Source organism: Pseudoalteromonas sp. SG45-2, assembly GCF_014164115.1.
Classification (GTDB): Bacteria; Pseudomonadota; Gammaproteobacteria; order Enterobacterales; family Alteromonadaceae; genus Pseudoalteromonas; species Pseudoalteromonas distincta.
The window spans coordinates 199,294-217,740 of the sequence record NZ_JACJEO010000003.1 but is presented as its reverse complement, the minus strand read 5'-3'; the positions used below and the strand labels follow the sequence as shown (position 1 = coordinate 217,740).

The 18,447-nt window shown below is 38.0% G+C and carries 18 protein-coding genes; 7 read left to right on the top strand and 11 right to left on the bottom strand.

The genetic code is table 11. The annotated features are described in order from the left end of the window. The first annotated feature begins 31 nt into the window (after positions 1-31). Positions 32-2,419: a diguanylate cyclase gene (locus tag H5116_RS03280; protein WP_182715550.1), complete on the top strand. Its 2,388-nt coding sequence runs from the start codon at positions 32-34 to the stop codon at positions 2,417-2,419. A gap of 189 nt (positions 2,420-2,608) precedes the next feature. Further along, positions 2,609-3,028 carry an MAPEG family protein gene (locus tag H5116_RS03275; RefSeq protein WP_002963227.1) on the top strand — a complete coding sequence of 140 codons (420 nt, stop codon included), beginning with the start codon at positions 2,609-2,611 and terminating at the stop codon, positions 3,026-3,028. A gap of 127 nt (positions 3,029-3,155) precedes the next feature. On the opposite strand, the gene H5116_RS03270 is transcribed toward H5116_RS03275, so the two are convergent. Beyond that, a complete protein-coding gene (locus H5116_RS03270; protein ID WP_154903025.1) occupies positions 3,156-5,003 on the bottom strand; it encodes an ABC transporter ATP-binding protein in 1,848 nt (615 codons plus the stop codon). A 97-nt stretch (positions 5,004-5,100) separates the two neighbouring features. Next, a complete protein-coding gene (locus tag H5116_RS03265) occupies positions 5,101-5,937 on the bottom strand; it encodes a hypothetical protein (protein ID WP_024594956.1) in 837 nt (278 codons plus the stop codon). Between the two features lie 428 nt (positions 5,938-6,365). On the opposite strand from H5116_RS03265, the gene H5116_RS03260 reads away from it, so the two are divergent. Beyond that, positions 6,366-6,833 carry a GFA family protein gene (locus H5116_RS03260; RefSeq protein ID WP_259398769.1) on the top strand — a complete coding sequence of 156 codons (468 nt, stop codon included), beginning with the start codon at positions 6,366-6,368 and terminating at the stop codon, positions 6,831-6,833. Between the two features lie 6 nt (positions 6,834-6,839). On the opposite strand, the gene H5116_RS03255 is transcribed toward H5116_RS03260, so the two are convergent. After that, positions 6,840-7,637, bottom strand: a complete 798-nt coding sequence (locus H5116_RS03255; RefSeq protein WP_182696478.1) for a hypothetical protein — start codon at positions 7,635-7,637, stop codon at positions 6,840-6,842. A 149-nt stretch (positions 7,638-7,786) separates the two neighbouring features. Here H5116_RS03255 and H5116_RS03250 point away from each other — a divergent pair, with 149 nt between their 5' ends. The 3 genes from H5116_RS03250 to H5116_RS03240 all read left to right on the top strand — a co-directional run bounded on the left by H5116_RS03250 (position 7,787) and on the right by H5116_RS03240 (position 10,342). Beyond that, on the top strand, positions 7,787-8,200 hold the full coding sequence (locus H5116_RS03250; protein WP_002962719.1) for a hypothetical protein: 414 nt from the start codon (positions 7,787-7,789) through the stop codon (positions 8,198-8,200). Between the two features lie 174 nt (positions 8,201-8,374). Next, entirely contained in the window at positions 8,375-9,778 is a 1,404-nt protein-coding gene (locus tag H5116_RS03245; RefSeq protein ID WP_002962717.1) for a M28 family peptidase, read from the top strand. A gap of 117 nt (positions 9,779-9,895) precedes the next feature. Next, positions 9,896-10,342 (top strand): DUF4826 family protein, encoded by a 447-nt coding sequence (locus H5116_RS03240; protein ID WP_024594685.1) that lies wholly within the window; start codon positions 9,896-9,898, stop codon positions 10,340-10,342. Positions 10,343-10,403: 61 nt separating this feature from the next. Here H5116_RS03240 and H5116_RS03235 read toward each other — a convergent pair whose 3' ends face one another. From H5116_RS03235 to mnmA, 5 genes are all read right to left on the bottom strand, one after another. Then, a complete protein-coding gene (locus H5116_RS03235; protein WP_024594684.1) occupies positions 10,404-10,862 on the bottom strand; it encodes a GNAT family N-acetyltransferase in 459 nt (152 codons plus the stop codon). A 154-nt stretch (positions 10,863-11,016) separates the two neighbouring features. Further along, a complete protein-coding gene (locus H5116_RS03230; protein ID WP_182715549.1) occupies positions 11,017-12,174 on the bottom strand; it encodes a cupin domain-containing protein in 1,158 nt (385 codons plus the stop codon). An 88-nt stretch (positions 12,175-12,262) separates the two neighbouring features. Beyond that, positions 12,263-13,633, bottom strand: coding sequence for an adenylosuccinate lyase (purB, locus tag H5116_RS03225; protein ID WP_149602566.1), 1,371 nt, complete (start codon positions 13,631-13,633; stop codon positions 12,263-12,265). Positions 13,634-13,664: 31 nt separating this feature from the next. Further along, the gene (hflD, locus tag H5116_RS03220; protein WP_182715548.1) at positions 13,665-14,267 is read right to left on the bottom strand and encodes a high frequency lysogenization protein HflD; all 603 of its coding nucleotides are present in this window, start codon (positions 14,265-14,267) and stop codon (positions 13,665-13,667) included. Further along, positions 14,267-15,367 (bottom strand): tRNA 2-thiouridine(34) synthase MnmA, encoded by a 1,101-nt coding sequence (gene mnmA / locus H5116_RS03215; RefSeq protein ID WP_182715547.1) that lies wholly within the window; start codon positions 15,365-15,367, stop codon positions 14,267-14,269. The genes hflD and mnmA overlap by 1 nt, the downstream gene beginning before the upstream one ends. Positions 15,368-15,728: 361 nt before the next feature. On the opposite strand from mnmA, the gene H5116_RS03210 reads away from it, so the two are divergent. After that, on the top strand, positions 15,729-17,000 hold the full coding sequence (locus H5116_RS03210; protein WP_182692963.1) for a sensor domain-containing diguanylate cyclase: 1,272 nt from the start codon (positions 15,729-15,731) through the stop codon (positions 16,998-17,000). A gap of 1 nt (position 17,001) precedes the next feature. On the opposite strand, the gene H5116_RS03205 is transcribed toward H5116_RS03210, so the two are convergent. Genes H5116_RS03205 through H5116_RS03195 form a run of 3 tightly spaced genes read right to left on the bottom strand, consistent with a single transcriptional unit; the run spans position 17,002 to position 18,447 of the window. Further along, positions 17,002-17,439 carry an NUDIX hydrolase gene (locus H5116_RS03205; RefSeq protein ID WP_182715546.1) on the bottom strand — a complete coding sequence of 146 codons (438 nt, stop codon included), beginning with the start codon at positions 17,437-17,439 and terminating at the stop codon, positions 17,002-17,004. Continuing rightward, positions 17,432-18,118 (bottom strand): pseudouridine synthase, encoded by a 687-nt coding sequence (locus H5116_RS03200; protein ID WP_182715545.1) that lies wholly within the window; start codon positions 18,116-18,118, stop codon positions 17,432-17,434. The genes H5116_RS03205 and H5116_RS03200 overlap by 8 nt, the downstream gene beginning before the upstream one ends. Further along, positions 18,118-18,447: a TusE/DsrC/DsvC family sulfur relay protein gene (locus H5116_RS03195; RefSeq protein WP_182715544.1), complete on the bottom strand. Its 330-nt coding sequence runs from the start codon at positions 18,445-18,447 to the stop codon at positions 18,118-18,120. Before H5116_RS03195 ends, H5116_RS03200 begins: the two co-directional genes overlap by 1 nt.

Here is an 18,447-nt window from a genome sequence, read left to right as displayed (position 1 = left end):
ATTTTATACCTACTTGAATCATAAGCGAAATATGGATTTACCTTCGCAAATACATAGTTTCATTGTAAAGCGAATTTATAATTTTACATTTTTAGTGAAAGCTTTGCTTTTTGCTTTGTTTGTTAGCTTAAACAGCGCTTACGCACAAGAAACCACCTCATACAGTTTAACTAATGAATCTAATGCAGGGCTGCTTAAAAGAGCTGAATTACTTATAGATACTGACGTTATAACAAGTATTGAACTAAGTAAGTCGTTGTTGTCACAAGCGCAAAGTGCTGATGACATGTTACTCAGCGCAAAGCTACATAACTTGCTAGGTAGGGCGAATAAAAAAAATAACAATATTAATGCATCGCTCGAGCACTTTTTACAATCCTCTGTTTACTACAGCAAATTAAATGATTCACGAAACCAAATAAAGGCGTCTATTAATTATATAAATATATTATTAGAAGAAAAACGTTATGACGAACTTACTACCCGCATTGAAACTTTATTACCAACAACCCTTGTGTATGGCGATGACTTTTTTATAGCGCAAGTGCTCCTTACTAAGGGGGATTCGTTTTATGAACAAAAAAAGTACGATAACGCGAACGCGCAATACACATCTGCTTTAAAATACCTTGTTGACGAAGACGAATTAATACAAAGACAGTTAGGTGAAACGTATAAAAAATTAGCTCAGTCATATAAACGCCTCAAAAATAGAGAGCAAACGGCTCACTTTTATACAAAAACTTTAGAAATATACACAAGTTTAGGTGATTTAAAGCTAATGGCGCGTACTTTAAATACACTAGCAGAAGCACACCGTTATTTAGATAACTTAGTTTTAGCCCTTGATTACTCCACTCGCGCATTAGAAATATATAAAGACATTGATGATCCTGTTGGCTTTGCTAAAGCATTACTAGGGGCGGGTATTATTTATCGTCATATTAATCTTTATGAAAAATCACTTGAACATATAAATGAGGCATATTTATATTATAAGAAAGTAAATAACATGCTTGGGATTGCTAAAACATCAAATCAAATGGGACTGGTGTATACACGATTAAGGCAGTTTGATCAGGCCGAATTTTTCTATCAAATAACTATCGATTTGCCAAAAGGTATGGTCGAGGAAAAAACGCTCGCTTCAGCTTTAAGAGAAATGGCTGTTATTAACCTCGAATCTGGCGATTTAGTATCAGCGATGCAATATGCTAAAAAAGCTTATATCACTTATAAAAACAAAAACCTTACATCGTACATTTCTACAACAGCACGTATTATTGGTAATATTTATCGTGCCGAAGGAAATAACAACAAGGCTATAGAGTATTACAAAGAGTCATTGTCGTTTGCCAGAGAAACAGGTGGTAAACTTTATGAGGTAAAATCGCTTACTGCGCTTGCGGGCATTTTAATTGGTATTGATACAAATGAGGCGATTTCTTTACTGAAAAGGTCACTCGCTTTATCAACCGAAATAGATGATAAATTACATATGCTATATGCCTATCGTGAAATTCGAATAGCAGAAAAATTGCGTGGTCGTATAGAAGAGTCACTTCGTTATGCAGAAGAAGAAATAGCCCTAACCGATATTATTCAAAATGAAAGAAGTGAAGATAAGTTGGCGCTTGAAAAAGCACATTTGCATTCGTACAAAATGGAAATAGAGCTTGAGACGTTAAGAGAAAAAGAAAAACGCCATCAGCTTGAGCTTGAAAAGAAAAATAATCAAATTGAAATCGCCGCCCAAGCTAGAGTTATATCAGAGCTAGAGCTTTCAAAGAATAAATACGCCAGTATTGCGCTAGCATTTTTATTAGCCGCTTGTTTAGCTATTGTATTACTGGTTTATAGAAGTTTTATTGCCTCTAAAAAACGTAATGAAGAGTTAGACTATTTGGCAGCAAGAGACCCTTTAACCAATTGTTATAACCGTCGTATTTTATTTGAGGTTATGAATCGCGACTTTTTGGATTTACCTCAGATTGGAGAGTACTGTATTTTAATGGTCGATATTGATCATTTTAAAAGCGTTAACGACACCTATGGGCATAGCATTGGCGACACAGTACTTTGTGGCGTAGCCGAACTTTTACAAGCTAATATACGTAAAAGTGATAGCGTGGCCCGTTTTGGTGGCGAAGAATTTTGTATTATTTTGCCCAACACAACTCAAGAGCAAGCAATACGTATAGCTGAGGCTATTCGTATTAAAGTTGAAAAAGCGACATTTGATGATATTCCTGTTACGTGTAGCTTTGGGGTTACGTCTATTAAATTTAAAGCCAGAACACCTTCTGAGTTGATTGAACAGGCTGATTTAGCTCTTTATGAGGCTAAGTCCTTGGGGCGTAATCAGGTAGCGTTATGGGATGCTTCGCTTGAAGAGTTTAAACTTTATAGATCGGAGTAAATCCAGCAGTATACAGTTTAGTTTTGATGTTATTTTTTAAAATTATAACAAGTAAATTTTATACAATGCTGTGTGTTACTTACATATGTAATTAGGCTTATTAGATTAACCCTTTTAATATCAGTGTATTAACTTAGGCTTTAAAATTGCAATCAATACTAAGTTAAAAACAAAACAAGGGATTTAATAATGACTGAAGTTGCACTTTCGGCCTATTTGGCATTTTACCTCTATTTAATTATGTTGCTTGTACAGTGGGCTGTGGCTACGTTTAGCAAAGCTAAAGAACCAAATGCTGTACCAGGTAAAATTGACGAGGATTTATCGCACGACAGCTTTATATTTAGAGCACATCGTACGTTTCATAATACGCTTGAAAACAGTGCATTATTTATAGGTACGGTGTTATTTGCGTTTGTAATTAATTATCAAAGCCCGATTTTTGCAATGTGTATTTGGGTGTATTTAATTGCGCGTTTAATTCACATGGCGCTGTACTACGCTATAGCAACGGAGAAAAACCCAAGCCCACGTAGTTACTTTTTTTTAATCGGCGTACTTGCTAATGTGGTTATGCTGATAATGATAGGGTTAAGGCTAATCTCTTAATTTATAAAAAAGTTATAAAATTTATTTATAACGATAAAAAAAGCGAAGAGCCTTTAAGGCATCTTCGCTTTTTTGTTTAAAGTAGAAGCAGAATAAAACTACCTCTACCGTAATGTAATATTAATGGCTAATCGACGCCTATAAACCCGCCTGTTTGGTGTGTCCATAGGGCTGCGTATATTCCACCCTTAGCGATTAATTGTTCATGAGTGCCTTGCTCAACTACGCCGCCGTCATCAAGTACAATTAATCTATCCATTTGTGCAATGGTTGATAGCCTGTGCGCTATGGCAATAACTGTTTTACCTGTCATTAAATCATCAAGACTTGCCTGAATTGCGGCTTCTACTTCTGAGTCGAGTGCGCTGGTGGCTTCGTCGAGTATAAGTATGGGGGCATTTTTAAGTAGTACACGTGCAATAGCAATACGTTGGCGTTGACCGCCTGAAAGTGTAACCCCGCGTTCGCCCACTTGTGCATCAAAGCCTTTATTGCCTTTGCTGTCGACCAAGTCGTTTATAAACTCAAGCGCCTTAGCTTGTTTGGTCGCGTTGATCATCTCATCGTGGGTTGCATCGGGGCGACCGTACAAAATATTGTCTTTTACTGAGCGATGAAGCAAGGAGGTATCTTGCGTTACCATTGCTATGTAGCGGCGTAGGCTTTCTTGGCTAACGTCTGTGATGTTTTGCCCATCAATTTTTATTGTTCCAGAGTCGGTATCGTAAAAGCGCAGTAATAAGTTAACAAGTGTTGATTTACCCGCGCCAGAGCGACCGACTAAACCAATTTTTTCGCCAGGTTTAATATTTAAGTTTAAACCGTTCATTACAGGGCTGCGATTAGTCTCTTTTGCAGCTTTGCCGTAGTTAAAGTGTACGTTGTTAAACTCAATAGCACCTTGGCTTACGTTAAGCGTATCAGCATTTGGTTTATCGGCAACTTCGATAGGGTTCGACAGTGTTTTCATACCATCGGCTACGGTGCCAATGTTTTCGAACAAGCTGCTTATTTCCCACATGATCCACTGCGCCATACCGTTTAATCTAAGCGCTAAGCTAACAGCAACAGCAATAGCTCCGGCGCTAATTACGCTAAGCGACCATAAATAAAGTGATACAGCGGCAACCGAAAATACTAATAGGTAATTTAAGCTTTGAATAACAAAGTTTAAACTGGTTACTAAGCGCATTTGCTTGTACACAGGCTGTAAAAATACATCCATGCTTTGTTTTGCGTATTGCTCTTCACGCTGGGTATACGAAAACAATTTAATAGTTGAAATGTTAGTGTAACTATCAACAATACGACCAGTCATTTCTGAGCGCGCATCGGCTTGTGAGCTGGCAATTTTTTTAAGGCGCGGTACAAAGTAAAGTTGCACGCAAATGTATAAAACCAACCAAACTAATAAAGGGATCATTAAGCGCCAATCAGCTTCGGCAACTAAAAATACCATTGAGCCAAAATAAACCACGATATACATTAATACATCGAGTAGTTTGGTCACTGTTTCGCGAACGGCTAAAGAAGTTTGCAGTACTTTAGTGGCTATTCTTCCTGCAAATTCATTTTGATAAAAGCTAACACTTTGGCGCAGTAAATAACGATGTGCTAACCAACGAATTGACATAGGATAATTGCCAAGCAATGCTTGGTGCAAAATAGCAGAATGAAAAAAGACAACAATGGGCAATACTAATAACAGCATGACAGCCATTTTAATAAGTTCAGACTTTTGCTCTATAAACAAAGTTTCGGGCGTGTAGGCGGTTAACCAATCAACAAGTTGGCCCATGTAGCTAAATAAAGAAACCTCTAAAATAGCGAGCATGGCGGCACTGATTGACATAAGCAGCAACGACAGTTCCATTCCTTTGGTGTAGTGGCGACAAAAAGCAAATAAAGTAGAAGGCGGCTGAGTGGGTTGGTCCTCAGGAAATGCTTTTGTCATTTTTTCAAATAATCGATACATTTTAAAAACTTAAATGGCAAATAATGACGAGTATCATACCATTTAAGTATTTTTAAATGCAGGTTTGTAGGGCACTAATTATGAGTATTATTCTTATTTATTGCGTTGGGTTACTTAGGTTTATTCCTTCGCTCATGTATAAATCGTCATATCTGAGACCACCATTTCCGTAAGGCTTTTTAATTGGGCCTGTATTACAGTTTGCTAAAAAGTATATAAGAGGTTGTTCGCGCTTCATTCTAAATTGTGCATTTTTATATACCAGCGTTTGACTGTTAAACTCACCACCTTTTACGTAAACATCATATTGCTGACCTTGCTCTGAGGCTGCTGCGTTATTAACAACGTACCATACGTCGTACCAAGTATTTGTTTGCAGAGGTTTAGCTGACTGTTTTGTAGTGTAGTTTTGAATGTTGCTATATCCGCTGTCGGTTTTAACCATTAAAGCGCCATCGTTTACAAACCCGTTTGATTCTGTTTTATCGGTTACGCGAAGTGTTGGCTCAAACGCATCGTACGCATGTTTATTTATTAGCGCTGGAGAAAGGTTACTCAATCCAAAAGCATGGTTATTAGGAAACGCAGCCACGTTTATACGCATATAAAATGTGTAGGTGGCGCCAACTTCAACCGCTTGTGGAAGTTTTGTATAAGAAAGCGCTTTACGATTTCCAACAATGCCATCGCGTGCAGGCTTTTTTAGTAAATAATGATTTATTGATGAGTTTGTTTGTTCTGGTTGTATAACCGTGATTTGAGGGTTTTTGACCTGTGGCTTAGTTTCATTTTGGGTATCGACACTTTGCCAGTCGCTAAGAGAGTTTTCAAAATTATCAATAAGTAGCCAATCGCTCGATGTATTTTTTTGAATGGTTGAACACGACGCTAACGCGCTTAACAAACATAAAAGTGACATGTGTTTAAAATGCATAATTGGGTCTCAGTAAGTTTAGATGTTTTTGGTTAACCAATTATTGTTTTGGTTATAACTTTAAAGTAAAGGTTATGTAACCAATTTAATGTTTTTATGTCAATCACTAAAACAAAAGTTATGGTTTAATAGAGCTTGAGAAATATAATGTTGTTATTGTATTTATAAAATCAACTCAGCAAATTTTAACTGAGTTTAAAAATAATTTAATAGTTAGGATGTTATATGTATTCGGGTTCGTGTTTGTGTGGTGAAGTAAACGTTGAAGTGTCGGGCAGTATAACTAGGGCGTGTTGATCTTTATGGATTGAAATTTGTTCAATCTAGGGGCGATTTAATCGCGGCGCAAGGTTTGTAACCTAGTGGGCTAAGTAAAAACCGAGCAAAAAAGAGTCAATCGTCCCTAGAAAGAACCCAAAGGGCAGCGCATGTTTGGCATCTATGCTGCGTTATCGCCTATGTATGGGGAACAACCACATATCATAGGCTCTGCCTTGCCTAAATACCAAACACACTGCTGCAAATTCAACCACCAAAGAACAACACGCCCTACTATTATTCATTGTCATTGTTCACTGTGCAGAAAAAACAGCGGGACTGCATTTGCAACCAATGGCTTTGTAAATACAAGTGACTTTACAATAACAAAAGGTCAAGAACGACTCAGTGAATATAGTTTTAAAGCAGGGCGCACACGTTATTTTTGTAGATGTTGTGGCTCGCCTGTTTACAGTAGCAACAGTGATGACAAAAGCAGAATACGAATTCGTTTAGGAATATTTGATAGCGATATTACTGAGCAGGTTTTATCGCATAATTTTGTTACGTCTAAAGCTAACTGGGAGAAGTTAGAAACAAGCTTACCGTGCTATGAAAAACATGAACCTGGGCGGTAAAGCGTTTCATTCAATGTGGTAAATGCTGTTAATACTTTTATAAAGGTCTGGCGCAAAGTTTATAAACACCGGTGAGTTTTGTATTTCATCAACGTTTATATGCATTAATGTTTGCTGGCTTAGTATGATCACTATATTTTTGTATTCGTTAAACTCTATTATCGCTAAGCACTTAAAATGTTGCCTTAAAAGTACTAAAAGCATTTGCAGCTCTTGGCCAGTTTGTGGGTTTAAATTAATGATTACTTGCGTATTTTGCTCACTGCAGCGATTTATATTTTGCCAAAAGCTATCGCTGGTTAAAAAAGGCTGATGATATTCACCACTAAAAATATCGATAGTGATTACGTTAAAGTGATCAGGGCATTGGGTGATATATTGTTCGGCGCATTGTAAATAGCTGCTGTGCTTAATTGGTAACTTAAAGTGCTGTGCAGCAATTAAGGCAATGTTTGGGTTTATTTCTACCGTGTTAAATGTATTGATGGTGTTTATGTAAGGCGTACTACTTTGCAAGTGATACATAATTCGCTCAAACCCTGCAGTGCCTAAACCTAAATTTAATATATTTAGTGTATCTACCGGTTTAAGTAAAAATAACATCATACATTGGTTTACAGGTACTATTACTTGCTCTGGGTGCGTAAGGTTCATAACGCCTTGAATTGTTATGTCTTCATTGGTTTTTTGTGCAAGCGTTAACCACCGATATTCTTTATTTTGATACACGCATACGGGGCCGTACGCGCTTTGCTGCGACTCAATAAGGTTACTTTTAATTGTATCTTCTTTTAGTTGACGCATAACTTAAACTATTAATGTATACACAATTACAGTGTGCCACGAAAATCGCATTTTTTTATAGATTATTGTGTAACAAGGTTTGTAGTTTAACCTCTAAATATAATATTGTATTAGCAATTAATTACTTAGACGTTATTCAAGGATTGGAAATGGGATTGATTCTAGGGCCTGCTGTTTTAGCGTGGTTTGCGGTATTTATCTATTCTTTACGATTAGGGTATGTGCTTATTTATAAAAATATGAGCGTATTAACCACAGTGTCTACTTTTGCAATTAGTATTGTTGGTATGTTGGCTTTTATGACGTATGGATATAGGCAGTTTGTAAACAATACCTCAGTTTGGGCATTTGAGATCCCAAGTTACTTTTTATTTAGCAAAATAGCTTTTATAGGTGTATTGAGTGGTTTTTTACTTAACTACTATATTAAGCCTGAAAATAGTTCGGAGTTTTTGAGCTGTTTAGCATTTGTATTAATATTTATGTTTTCTGCTGGTGTGCTTGCAAGCTTAGGAGGACATGAGGCCTTTTTGAAAGAATTTGATATTAAAACCACTCATTAAAAGTATGCATAATAAATTTTGGCCCAGTACCTACTAAAGGTAGTGGGCTTTTTACTTTCCTAGTAACCTCTTGTAAATGCGCTTTAGCGTGCTCCTTTCTGCATCTACCTCAAATGTATTGCCATAAAATCTTAGTTAAGTAATGGTTACACTATAATAATTAGGAGCTAATAGATGCTTAAAACACCTTTGAAAATCACAACAACGTTACTTAAATTTACTGCAATTGCAGGCGCCTGCACACTTGCATTATCAGCACATGGGAAAACACAACTTCAATACACAGAACAGCAAAAATTACATGATATAGCAGCTCAAGTATCAGCCGAACGTATTGGTAGTGACATTCAAACGCTGGTGGATTTCGGTACTCGCCATACGCTTTCAGAAACTAAATCGGATACTCGAGGCATTGGTGCGGCTAGGCGCTGGATAAAAAATGAATTTGAAAAAATATCCGCGCAGTGTGGAGGTTGTTTGGAAATCATTGAAGTAAAGGACACTATATCGGGCGAAAAACGCATTCCTAATCCTGTTGAAGTGGTTAACATTGTGGCTATTCAACGAGGGTCAAGCGAACCTAATCGCATGGTGATTATGTCGGGTGATATAGATTCTCGTGTAAGTGATGTTATGGACTTTACGAGTGATTCACCTGGGGCAAATGATAACGCATCAGGTGTAGCGGGAGTGATTGAAGCTGCTCGTGTTTTAAGTAAATACAAATTTAATGGTTCGGTAGTTTACGCGGCGCTTTCGGGCGAAGAGCAGGGTTTGTTTGGTGGAAAAATATTAACGGCTTATGCGCAAAAGCATGACTGGCAAGTTCATGGCGTTTTAAACAACGATATGATTGGCAATATTACCGGTATTAATGGGGTAACTGATAATACAACTGCGCGTATATTTTCAGAAGGTACCCGTGTTGTAGAAACAAAAGAGCAAGCTAATACTCGCCGCTTTACGGGTGGTGAAGTTGATTCGGCGAGTCGAAATTTAGCGCGCTACATAGATACTATTGCTGACAGATACATTCCTAACCTAGATACAATGCTTGTATATCGATTAGATAGATTTGGCCGTGGTGGGCATCATCGTCCATTTAATGATGCAGGTTTTGCAGCAGTGCGTATTATGGAAACTAACGAGCACTACGATCGTCAGCATCAAGATTTACGCACTGAAAATGGCGTTGAGTATGGCGATACTATTGAAGGCGTTGATTTTGATTATACAGCTAAGTTAACTTCACTTAATGCGGTAACGATGGCATCTATGGCGTGGGCGCCCGCACCACCAAAAGAAGTTAAAATAAAGGGAGCTGTTACAGCTGATACGTCGTTTTCATGGCAACAAAGCAGTGATGAAAATATTGCTGGCTATAAAATTTATTGGCGTTACACGAGCGAGCCGCAATGGCAGTTTAGTAAATACGTTGGTAAGGTTTCACAGTACACACTTAAAAACGTAGTGATTGATAATTATTACTTTGGTGTAGCCTCTGTCAGTAAAGACGGTGTTGAGTCGCCAGTAGTATTTCCGGGTGATGTGGGTTCGTTTGATCACAATATAAAATAATAGTTTGGCTAAAAACACAGCAAACAGAGCGCTTTAAGGTGCAAATGACCGTTTTATACTTGCACCTTATTTACTAAGCCCTTAGAGTGTTAAAAAAGAAGTAAAAGGTTAATAAAAATGCAGCAACAAGAAAAAAAGCCGTTAACAGCAAAAGAACAAGTTATAACTGATGAGCAAAGAATGCAGTGGCAACGCGAATGTTTTCAAACAGCGCAAAAGCATTTAGCCGAAAAGGGCATTATGCCAAAATCAGTAGTTGATAAAGACAGTCGATTTTTAGCACCACTTTGTGCAATGTGGAAATTTAAAGCACAGAACGGTAAAACATATTGGGTAGTAACAGGGCGGTTACCTACAGATCATGCTGAAGTAAGTGCAGCTACAGATGCTCGTGATGCAATGCGTTACTTTTCTTTGCAGTGGCAATTAAAAGCGGATCAGATTATGAGTACAGGCGCGCGTGATAAAACACAGGTAGACTTTGCTAACTTACTTATCAATAGAGCACATGGCTTGTACGAAATGTATGATAATGAGCCGCTGTGGGCAAATGAGGCAAAGTAACGACGGTTTGGGTTAAGTAAAAAAGAGAGGGTGATAGCTTATTTATCGCCCTTTTCTTTATCTAATGGACAAGTGTGAAGGGAGTAGTATTAAACGCCGAAACAGGGCATTGCATACGTTGCCTAGGAATTCCCGCCTCCATAAATACATTCCCTTGCTGAATAAAGCCATTGCGCTTAAAACGCTCTACTTCATTTAAAATACAATTAATGCTTACTTCTTCAATACCTTGGTTTGACGCTAATTCTACAATAAAGTTGAGAAGCGATTTATATACTTTGCGATTACGGTGCTCAGGTAATACAGCTATTCTGCCGATTAAGCCATCTTTACATAATCTACCTGTTGCTATTGGGCAGTTTGCATCGTCTGTAACAAGTACATGTAATGCAATTTTATCTAGGCTATCAAATTCGATATGCTTGGGGATATGTAACTCGTAAACAAAAACCCGCTCTCGAATTTTTTGTAGCATATCTTTTTTTATATCCCATTCAACCTTATCAACCAGATAGCCCATTGCAAACTCCTATTGATACCAAATTAGAATGAGTAAGCAATCACAGCAAAATTATTTAAGCCAATATTAGATGAAAATTAAAAATTTTAACTGACCTGTATACATAATATCTTACGCTGTAAAATGCTCATCATTATTAATATAATTGGTATTATTACTCGTGGTCTATATTAAACCAGATCCCCTCATTAACAAGTGTAGTAAAAGTTTGAGTAAAAACTAAACTTGGCTTTGTTAAATTTAATGCTGAACTTTCAAACTCAGTATTATCGGTAAGTAGTTTAACCGCCGCTAAGTCGGTTAGCGGCATAGCGTAATTTTCGCCATTTACACTTAGTAAAACTTCTGTATCGAGTTGCTGATAAATAGCGCGTGTGCCACCTAAGCGTTCAAACACTGCTTCTTCATTACTTAAATCATCGCTTATTTGCTCTGACGTAAATGGAGGCTCTACTGGCGCTAAATCCATTTCATGTTTGGGCTGACTAAGCGTTGAGCCTAGCCATTGTTTAAATAAATCGTCATTTTCTAAAAGTGCCGCCATCAATGTTTTAACTTTATCAACTTCAAGGTTTGTAAGTTCACCCTTTGATTTTCTTAATGTGATGTTGTGATCGGTATAACGTTTTTGTCCGCTTTCGGTATCAATAATATGATCGGCAAAGCTCGACAATAAATCTTGTTGGTTTGGCGCTCTAAAACCAACTGAATAATTTAGTGCATTTTCTACAGCGTAACCTTCGTGAGGGCACCCTGGTGGAATATATAAAATATCGCCAGGCTCTAATATGCAATCGATTACGGCTTCAAATGCTTCTACTTGCAGTAATTTTTTGTTTTGAGCAAACTGCTTAAGTGTTGGATCGGGCAGGCCTACGCGCCAATGACGTTTACCTTCGCCTTGAATAATAAATACGTCATATTGGTCTAAATGTGGGCCAACACCACCATTAGGCGTTGAATAGCTAATCATTAAATCATCTATGCGCCAGTTTGGAATAAACCTAAATGGCTCTAGTAGTTGTGCAGCTTCAGGATGCCAATGATCAACAGCTTGCACTAATAAGGTGGCATTTTCGTCTGTTAACTTTTCAAAGTCTTCAAATGGACCTTGGTGCGTTTGCCAATCATTTTTATGATTGGTGATAATACGTGACTCTATGCTTTCTTCCATTGCGAGACCGGCAAGTTCATTAGCATCAAGTGGGTCTTGAAAATCAGCAAAACCTTGTTTGATTAAAAGCGGCTTTTTTTGCCAAAAATGGCTTAAAAACTCTTGCTCAGACAAATTATTTATTTTTAATTGATACATACATTATGCCTACTAGTTAGTGCAATGGGGTTAAAACAAAAAAAGCGAAAGGATGATCCTTTCGCTTTTTAAAAGAGCAATTTAGTTTTTAAACTAAATCATCAATAAACTCAACAGCACGACCAATGTAATTAGCAGGTGTTAGTTTTTTCATTTCTACTTTAGCGTGCTCTGGAAGGTCAAGACCATCGATAAAGTCAGCCATTATTTCTTGATTTACACGTTTGCCGCGTGTTAAATCTTTAAGTTTTTCGTATGGCTTTTCAATACCATATTTACGCATAACTGTTTGAATCGGCTCGGCTAGCAATTCCCAGTTTTGATCAAGCTCGTCAGCTAAACGTTGCTCGTTTACTTCAAGCTTGCTTACACCTTTAAGTGTTGATTGGTATGCAATGATCGCATAACCCATACCTACACCTAAGTTACGTAATACCGTTGAATCGGTAAGGTCACGCTGCCAGCGAGAAACTGGTAATTTTTGTGCAAGATGAGCAAAAATAGCGTTTGCTAAACCTAAGTTACCTTCTGAGTTTTCAAAATCAATTGGGTTAACTTTATGCGGCATTGTAGATGAGCCAATTTCGCCCGCAATTGTTTTTTGCTTAAAGTGATTAAGTGCGATGTAACCCCACATGTCACGGTCAAAATCGAGCAAAATAGTATTAAAACGTGCAATTGCGTCAAACAACTCTGCAATATAGTCATGCGGTTCAATTTGTGTAGTAAATGGGTTAAGTGTTAAACCTAAGCTTGATACAAATTTATCTGCGTGAGTATGCCAGTCGTAATCTGGGTATGCACTAAGGTGAGCGTTGTAGTTACCAACAGCACCGTTAACTTTACCTAGCATTTCTACTTGAGCAATTTGGTCTCGTTGACGCTTTAAACGCATGTATACGTTAGCAAACTCTTTACCCATCGTTGATGGTGTAGCTGGTTGCCCGTGCGTACGAGTCATCATTGGGATTGCTTTGTACTCAATCGCTTTTTCTTTAATTGCGCTTAAAAGCTCATCGCAATAAGGAAGCAAAACCTTGTTACGTGCTTCGCTAAGCATTAAACCATGAGATAGATTGTTAATATCTTCTGAAGTACAAGCGAAGTGAATAAATTCATTGATTGCATGAAGCTCACTGTTATCGGCTACTTTTTCTTTTAATAAGTATTCAACCGCTTTAACATCGTGGTTTGTAGTGCGTTCAATATCTTTAACGCGCTGTGCATCAGCTTCGCTGAAGTTATCTACAATGGCGTTTAGAAGTGCATTAGCTTCTTCGCTAAATGCAGGTACTTCTTTTATATCGCTTGCTGCAGCTAACGCTTGCAACCAACGCACTTCAACAATTACGCGGTATTTAATTAAGCCAAATTCGCTGAAAATACTGCGTAGTTCAGTGGTTTTGCTGCCGTAGCGACCATCCACTGGAGAGATAGCCGTTAACGCTGAAAGCTCCATAATAACTCCTAAATTTTAGTTTGAACGATAGTTAAATTTTTGTTTTAGCAATGGCGAGTATTTTTCTTTTTGCAAAGAAAAAGTGACGGCGTTTACCGCCCATTTGTCGCCATAATACTGCACTTCTAATGCCGGCTAATAATAACGCACGGATTTTGTTTTGAGTGAGCTGCTGTTTTAATAACTCGGGTTTACCATAAACCTGTATTCGGTGCCCAAGGGGGCTCAGCACCGACGAGTATATATCTGCTAAACCGGCAACAACGCTCTCGTCGGTAATAGCAAAATGATCTAAACGACGATGAATATCATCAATTCGTTTGCCTAATTCGTTTAAGTTTTTGTCGTTTGCACTTAGTGCTCGCTCAAGCTGCATCAAACCACCTACGTATTTTACTATTTCAACATCTTTTTGAGCGCCAGCAGTTAGCTGCGCCATTAATGTTTTATAGCCATCACGTAAGTTGTCAGTACCTTGGTAAACATCTTCTGGCGATGCCGGTGATGTTTGAATAATGCTTGAAAGTAATACTTCTAAGTCGTGCTCATTATTACTGCCGTACTGGGCAATTTTTTGAACTTGCTTAGCAACCTGGCACATGGCGGCAAGCGCCATGACTTGGTGTTCATTCATTACTTAATCACCGAGTCAATAATACCGCCACCTAAACACACATCTTCTGCATAAAATACAGCAGATTGACCTGGCGTAACTGCTTTTTGTGGTTCATCAAATAATACACGAGCCATGCCGTCTTCACCTACAAGTAGGGTACAGCTTAAGTCTTCTTGGCGGTAACGTGTTTTAACTGTGCAGCGAGTGGTACTTTTAGGGCCAACGCGGTCTACCCAATGTAATTGGTTTGCATTAAGACCATTACTGTATAGGCGAGGGTGATCTTTGCCTTGGCCAACAACAAGTACGTTACGTTCTAAATCTTTATCAACTACGTACCATGGTTCGCCAGAACCTTCTTTCATACCACCAATTAACAAGCCTTTGCGTTGTCCAAGTGTGTGGTACATTAAGCCTTCGTGCTCGCCTACGTTATTACCGTCAGTGTCTTCGATAACGCCAGGTTGCGCTGGTAAGAACTTTTGTAAAAAGTCTTTAAATTTACGCTCACCGATAAAGCAAATTCCGGTGCTGTCTTTTTTATCGTGAGTGATTAGGTCTTGTTCTTCTGCTATGCGGCGCACTTCTGGTTTTTCGATATCGCCTACAGGGAATAACGTTTGGCCAATATGTTCATGGCTTAGGGTATATAAGAAGTAGCTTTGATCTTTATTGTTATCAAGTCCGCGACACATTACGTATTTGTCATCGCGAAGTTCACGGCGAACGTAGTGTCCGGTTGCAATAAAGTCAGCACCGAGTGCTTGAGCCGCAAATTCTAAAAAGGCTTTAAATTTAATTTCTTTATTACACATTATATCTGGGTTTGGCGTACGACCCGCTTTGTACTCTGCTAAAAAGTACTCAAATACATTATCCCAGTATTCAGCAGCAAAGTTTACTGTGTGAAGCTCAATGCCTAATTTGTCGCACACGGCTTGTGCATCTTTTAAGTCATCAGCGGCGGCACAGTATTCATCATTGTCGTCTTCTTCCCAGTTCTTCATAAACAGGCCTTCTACTTGGTAGCCCTGTTGTTGTAATAAATATGCAGATACAGAAGAATCAACACCGCCGGACATGCCAACAATGACTTTAATGTGACTATTTTCGCTCATGAATAATTTCGCTTATACAGATTGCTGTTAACTTGGAAAGGCCGCGATTATAGCATGTATTTTGTTTGTGCTTAAAGAGCGTAGGGCGGCAAAGGACATAATTTGTCACTATTTTATTTGTATAACAAATAGCAAACTAGACTTAAACGCATTATCAGGCTGTAACTTTAGTAATATTAAAGTGATCTTTACTAATAAATTAAGACTATAGAATAATTCATGTAGTTATTGAGTTTTATCAATAGTATTTTCTTTTAAAACTACTAGAGTAAATATACACTTAATAAAAATAAAATAGTGGTGAGTATATGAATGTAAACCACTTTAAAGCCGCTTGAAATATAGTCAATGGAATGAATATATGAATTATGCCTATCAAATAAACAAGATAAATTCTTTAGTTGAGCATTACACACGAAAACCTGATTTTGTGGATAGCGAATTACTTTCTAGCAAAACGACAGAGTTTAAAAAATCAGCCTATCATCTTTTTTATGAGTTAATAAAACTCAAAAACCCTCATATTTACCAAGAGCCAAACCATGTACATGAGTTATTTAGCTTAATAAAAGGTTCAACAGTTAAAAAAAACGTTGAGTTAAAGGTGCTTGATCATGTAGAGCACTGGTGGCTTGAATGGTATTTCGCTTTAGAAATGGACGAAAAGCTTAGTATAGAAAAAAATGATATGCCAATGAGTTACTTACCTCAAAGTACACTCAACCCTATGCGCAAACATGAGATAAGTCACTACGCTAGGTTATTTACCGTTTTGCCAATGCCAGTATGTAATGTATGTGCCAAGACGGGTGATATTTTGAAAGTTAATCAACGTTTTGTAGATGTTTTTGGTTATACAGTAGAAGATGTGCCAAATCTTAAATCATGGTGGGAAAAAGCGTATCCAGATCCCCAATACAGAGCACTTGCAAAAGAGCTGTGGCAAGACTCACTTGAAAAGGCACTAAGTAACAATAACGACATACCCGCAAATAACTATCGAGTTTCTTGTCGTGATGGCTCACAAGTGATGATGGAAATTTCAGGGATTGATATAGGTGAAGAGTTTTTAGCTGTTTTTAATGATGCAACAGAGCGCTTAGAAGCAGAAGATATACTCAGGGATATGGCCTTTTTGGATGCATTAACCAAAATTGCGAATAGGCGTCGGTTTGATGAAAAGCTAACGCATGAGTTTGAACGAGCAAAAGAATGCGAAGGCATGCTATCGATGATTATTATTGATATTGACCATTTTAAGCAATTTAATGACCGGTATGGGCATGTAGCGGGCGATACGTGCTTATATGACGTGGCTCAAAAAATTGCTTCAACGGTTAGTCGCCCAGAAGATTTTGTGGCTCGCTATGGTGGAGAAGAATTTGTTGTTTTACTTCCACAAACGGATAGGCAAGGAGCGTTGTTTATAGCTGAGCAAATACAAAAAGCTGTAGAAAGCTTAGCTATTGCTCACCAGGATAGCTTTACCGGATTTTTATCTATAAGTATGGGTATTAATACCATCAGCAACTATACAAATAGTAATGAAGTCAGCTTTGTTAAAGCCGCTGATAACGCCCTGTATTATGCTAAAAAACAAGGGCGTAATTGTATAGCGCTAAGCTCTGAGTAAATCAATTGTAAATGGTTTTTAAGCTTAACGCTGGTCGATTCAGGCTGTCGTTAATACACTTGAGCACTAAAGGGCTCCTAAGCGGTAATGATTTTATTTGCTCTAATGTATGCCAATTAGCACTGATAATGTCAGAATCTATTGGTGTTGGTGCTTTTATATTATTAGGCGCTTCAAATAAAAAGCAGAATCGCAAATAGTGCACTCCATTTTCGGCATGCAAATTATACACACCTAAAAAGCCGACTGGCTCAAGCGCTAAGCCTGTTTCTTCTAGTAGCTCTCTGCTTGCAGCTTGTGCAAGTGTCTCATTTTGCTCTAAATGACCCGCAGGTTGATTGTAACAAATTTGCTTTGTAAATTTATCGCGCTCTTTTACAAGTAAAAACTCATTTTGCTTTTTTACTATTGCTGCAACCGTGACATGCGGTTTATGCATCAACTACGCCCTTAATTACTTTGTATTCACCACAATTAATATCATCCAACGTATAGTTGCCAATGCTATAGCGGATGAGGCGAAGTGTAGGGTGTCCAATATGCGCGGTCATTCGACGAACTTGTCTGTTTCTACCTTCATTAATGGTAATACTTAGCCAAGTGGTAGGGATTGCTTTTCGCTCGCGTACAGGGGGATTACGCGCCCAAATTGTTGGCTCATCAATTATTTTAACGTTAGCGGGGAGTGTAAGCCCGTCTTTAAGTTCTACGCCATTACATAAATCATTAATTGATTCACTCGTTGGTTCACCCTCAACTTGTGCCCAGTAGGTTTTATTCGTTTTTTTATCAGGAGCAGTTAAGGTGTTTTGTAGTTTCCCACAGTTTGTTAAAAGCAATAAACCCTCACTGTCTCTGTCTAACCTTCCTGCTGCGTAAACTTCTTTAATATGTATAAACTCTGCAAGCGTTTTTCTGTCTGCTTCATCCGTAAATTGACATAGCACATCAAACGGCTTGTTGAATAACACAATTTTTCTGTCTTTAGATGCTATTTGCGGCTTTACTTCTCTTTTACCAGATGGCGTTTTGTTAAGTGCACTGCGTGAATAAGTACGCCCAGTACTTCTTTTTGGCTTGGCTTGTGTTGCTTGATTATTGCCTGATTTGGCTCTCATTATATGCACCTAGCTGGTTTTGGTAATCCGGCAATTTTTGTTGCTTGCTTGGCTGGGCCTTTAGGAAATAATTTATATAAATAAAGGCTATTTCCTTTATCTTCACCGAGTGCTTTAGCCATTGCTTTTACAAGCATTCTAATTGCTGGGCTGGTGTTATATTCAATGTAAAAATCACGAACAAAGTTAATAACTTCCCAGTGCTGCTCACTAAGTGTGATGTTTTCTTGAGTAGCAATTACAGTTGCCAGCTCCTTTGACCATAAAGTATGGTCGAGCAAGTAGCCTTGTTTGTCGGTTTCAATCTGTTGGTTGTTAAATTCAAGCAT

Bases quoted from the DNA above. Each gene is read 5' to 3' on its own strand.
- H5116_RS03230 (WP_182715549.1), bottom strand. From the start codon at position 12,174: ATGTATCAATTAAAAATAAATAATTTGTCTGAGCAAGAGTTTTTAAGC.
- H5116_RS03205 (WP_182715546.1), bottom strand. From the start codon at position 17,439: ATGCATAAACCGCATGTCACGGTTGCAGCAATAGTAAAAAAGCAAAAT.
- purB (WP_149602566.1), bottom strand. From the start codon at position 13,633: ATGGAGCTTTCAGCGTTAACGGCTATCTCTCCAGTGGATGGTCGCTAC.
- H5116_RS03275 (WP_002963227.1), top strand. From the start codon at position 2,609: ATGACTGAAGTTGCACTTTCGGCCTATTTGGCATTTTACCTCTATTTA.
- H5116_RS03210 (WP_182692963.1), top strand. From the start codon at position 15,729: ATGAATTATGCCTATCAAATAAACAAGATAAATTCTTTAGTTGAGCAT.
- hflD (WP_182715548.1), bottom strand. From the start codon at position 14,267: ATGAATGAACACCAAGTCATGGCGCTTGCCGCCATGTGCCAGGTTGCT.
- mnmA (WP_182715547.1), bottom strand. From the start codon at position 15,367: ATGAGCGAAAATAGTCACATTAAAGTCATTGTTGGCATGTCCGGCGGT.
- H5116_RS03200 (WP_182715545.1), bottom strand. From the start codon at position 18,118: ATGAGAGCCAAATCAGGCAATAATCAAGCAACACAAGCCAAGCCAAAA.
- H5116_RS03250 (WP_002962719.1), top strand. From the start codon at position 7,787: ATGGGATTGATTCTAGGGCCTGCTGTTTTAGCGTGGTTTGCGGTATTT.
- H5116_RS03195 (WP_182715544.1), bottom strand. From the start codon at position 18,447: ATGCTTGAATTTAACAACCAACAGATTGAAACCGACAAACAAGGCTAC.
- H5116_RS03240 (WP_024594685.1), top strand. From the start codon at position 9,896: ATGCAGCAACAAGAAAAAAAGCCGTTAACAGCAAAAGAACAAGTTATA.
- H5116_RS03265 (WP_024594956.1), bottom strand. From the start codon at position 5,937: ATGCATTTTAAACACATGTCACTTTTATGTTTGTTAAGCGCGTTAGCG.
- H5116_RS03245 (WP_002962717.1), top strand. From the start codon at position 8,375: ATGCTTAAAACACCTTTGAAAATCACAACAACGTTACTTAAATTTACT.
- H5116_RS03270 (WP_154903025.1), bottom strand. From the start codon at position 5,003: ATGTATCGATTATTTGAAAAAATGACAAAAGCATTTCCTGAGGACCAA.
- H5116_RS03255 (WP_182696478.1), bottom strand. From the start codon at position 7,637: ATGCGTCAACTAAAAGAAGATACAATTAAAAGTAACCTTATTGAGTCG.
- H5116_RS03280 (WP_182715550.1), top strand. From the start codon at position 32: ATGGATTTACCTTCGCAAATACATAGTTTCATTGTAAAGCGAATTTAT.
- H5116_RS03235 (WP_024594684.1), bottom strand. From the start codon at position 10,862: ATGGGCTATCTGGTTGATAAGGTTGAATGGGATATAAAAAAAGATATG.
- H5116_RS03260 (WP_259398769.1), top strand. From the start codon at position 6,366: ATGTTTGGCATCTATGCTGCGTTATCGCCTATGTATGGGGAACAACCA.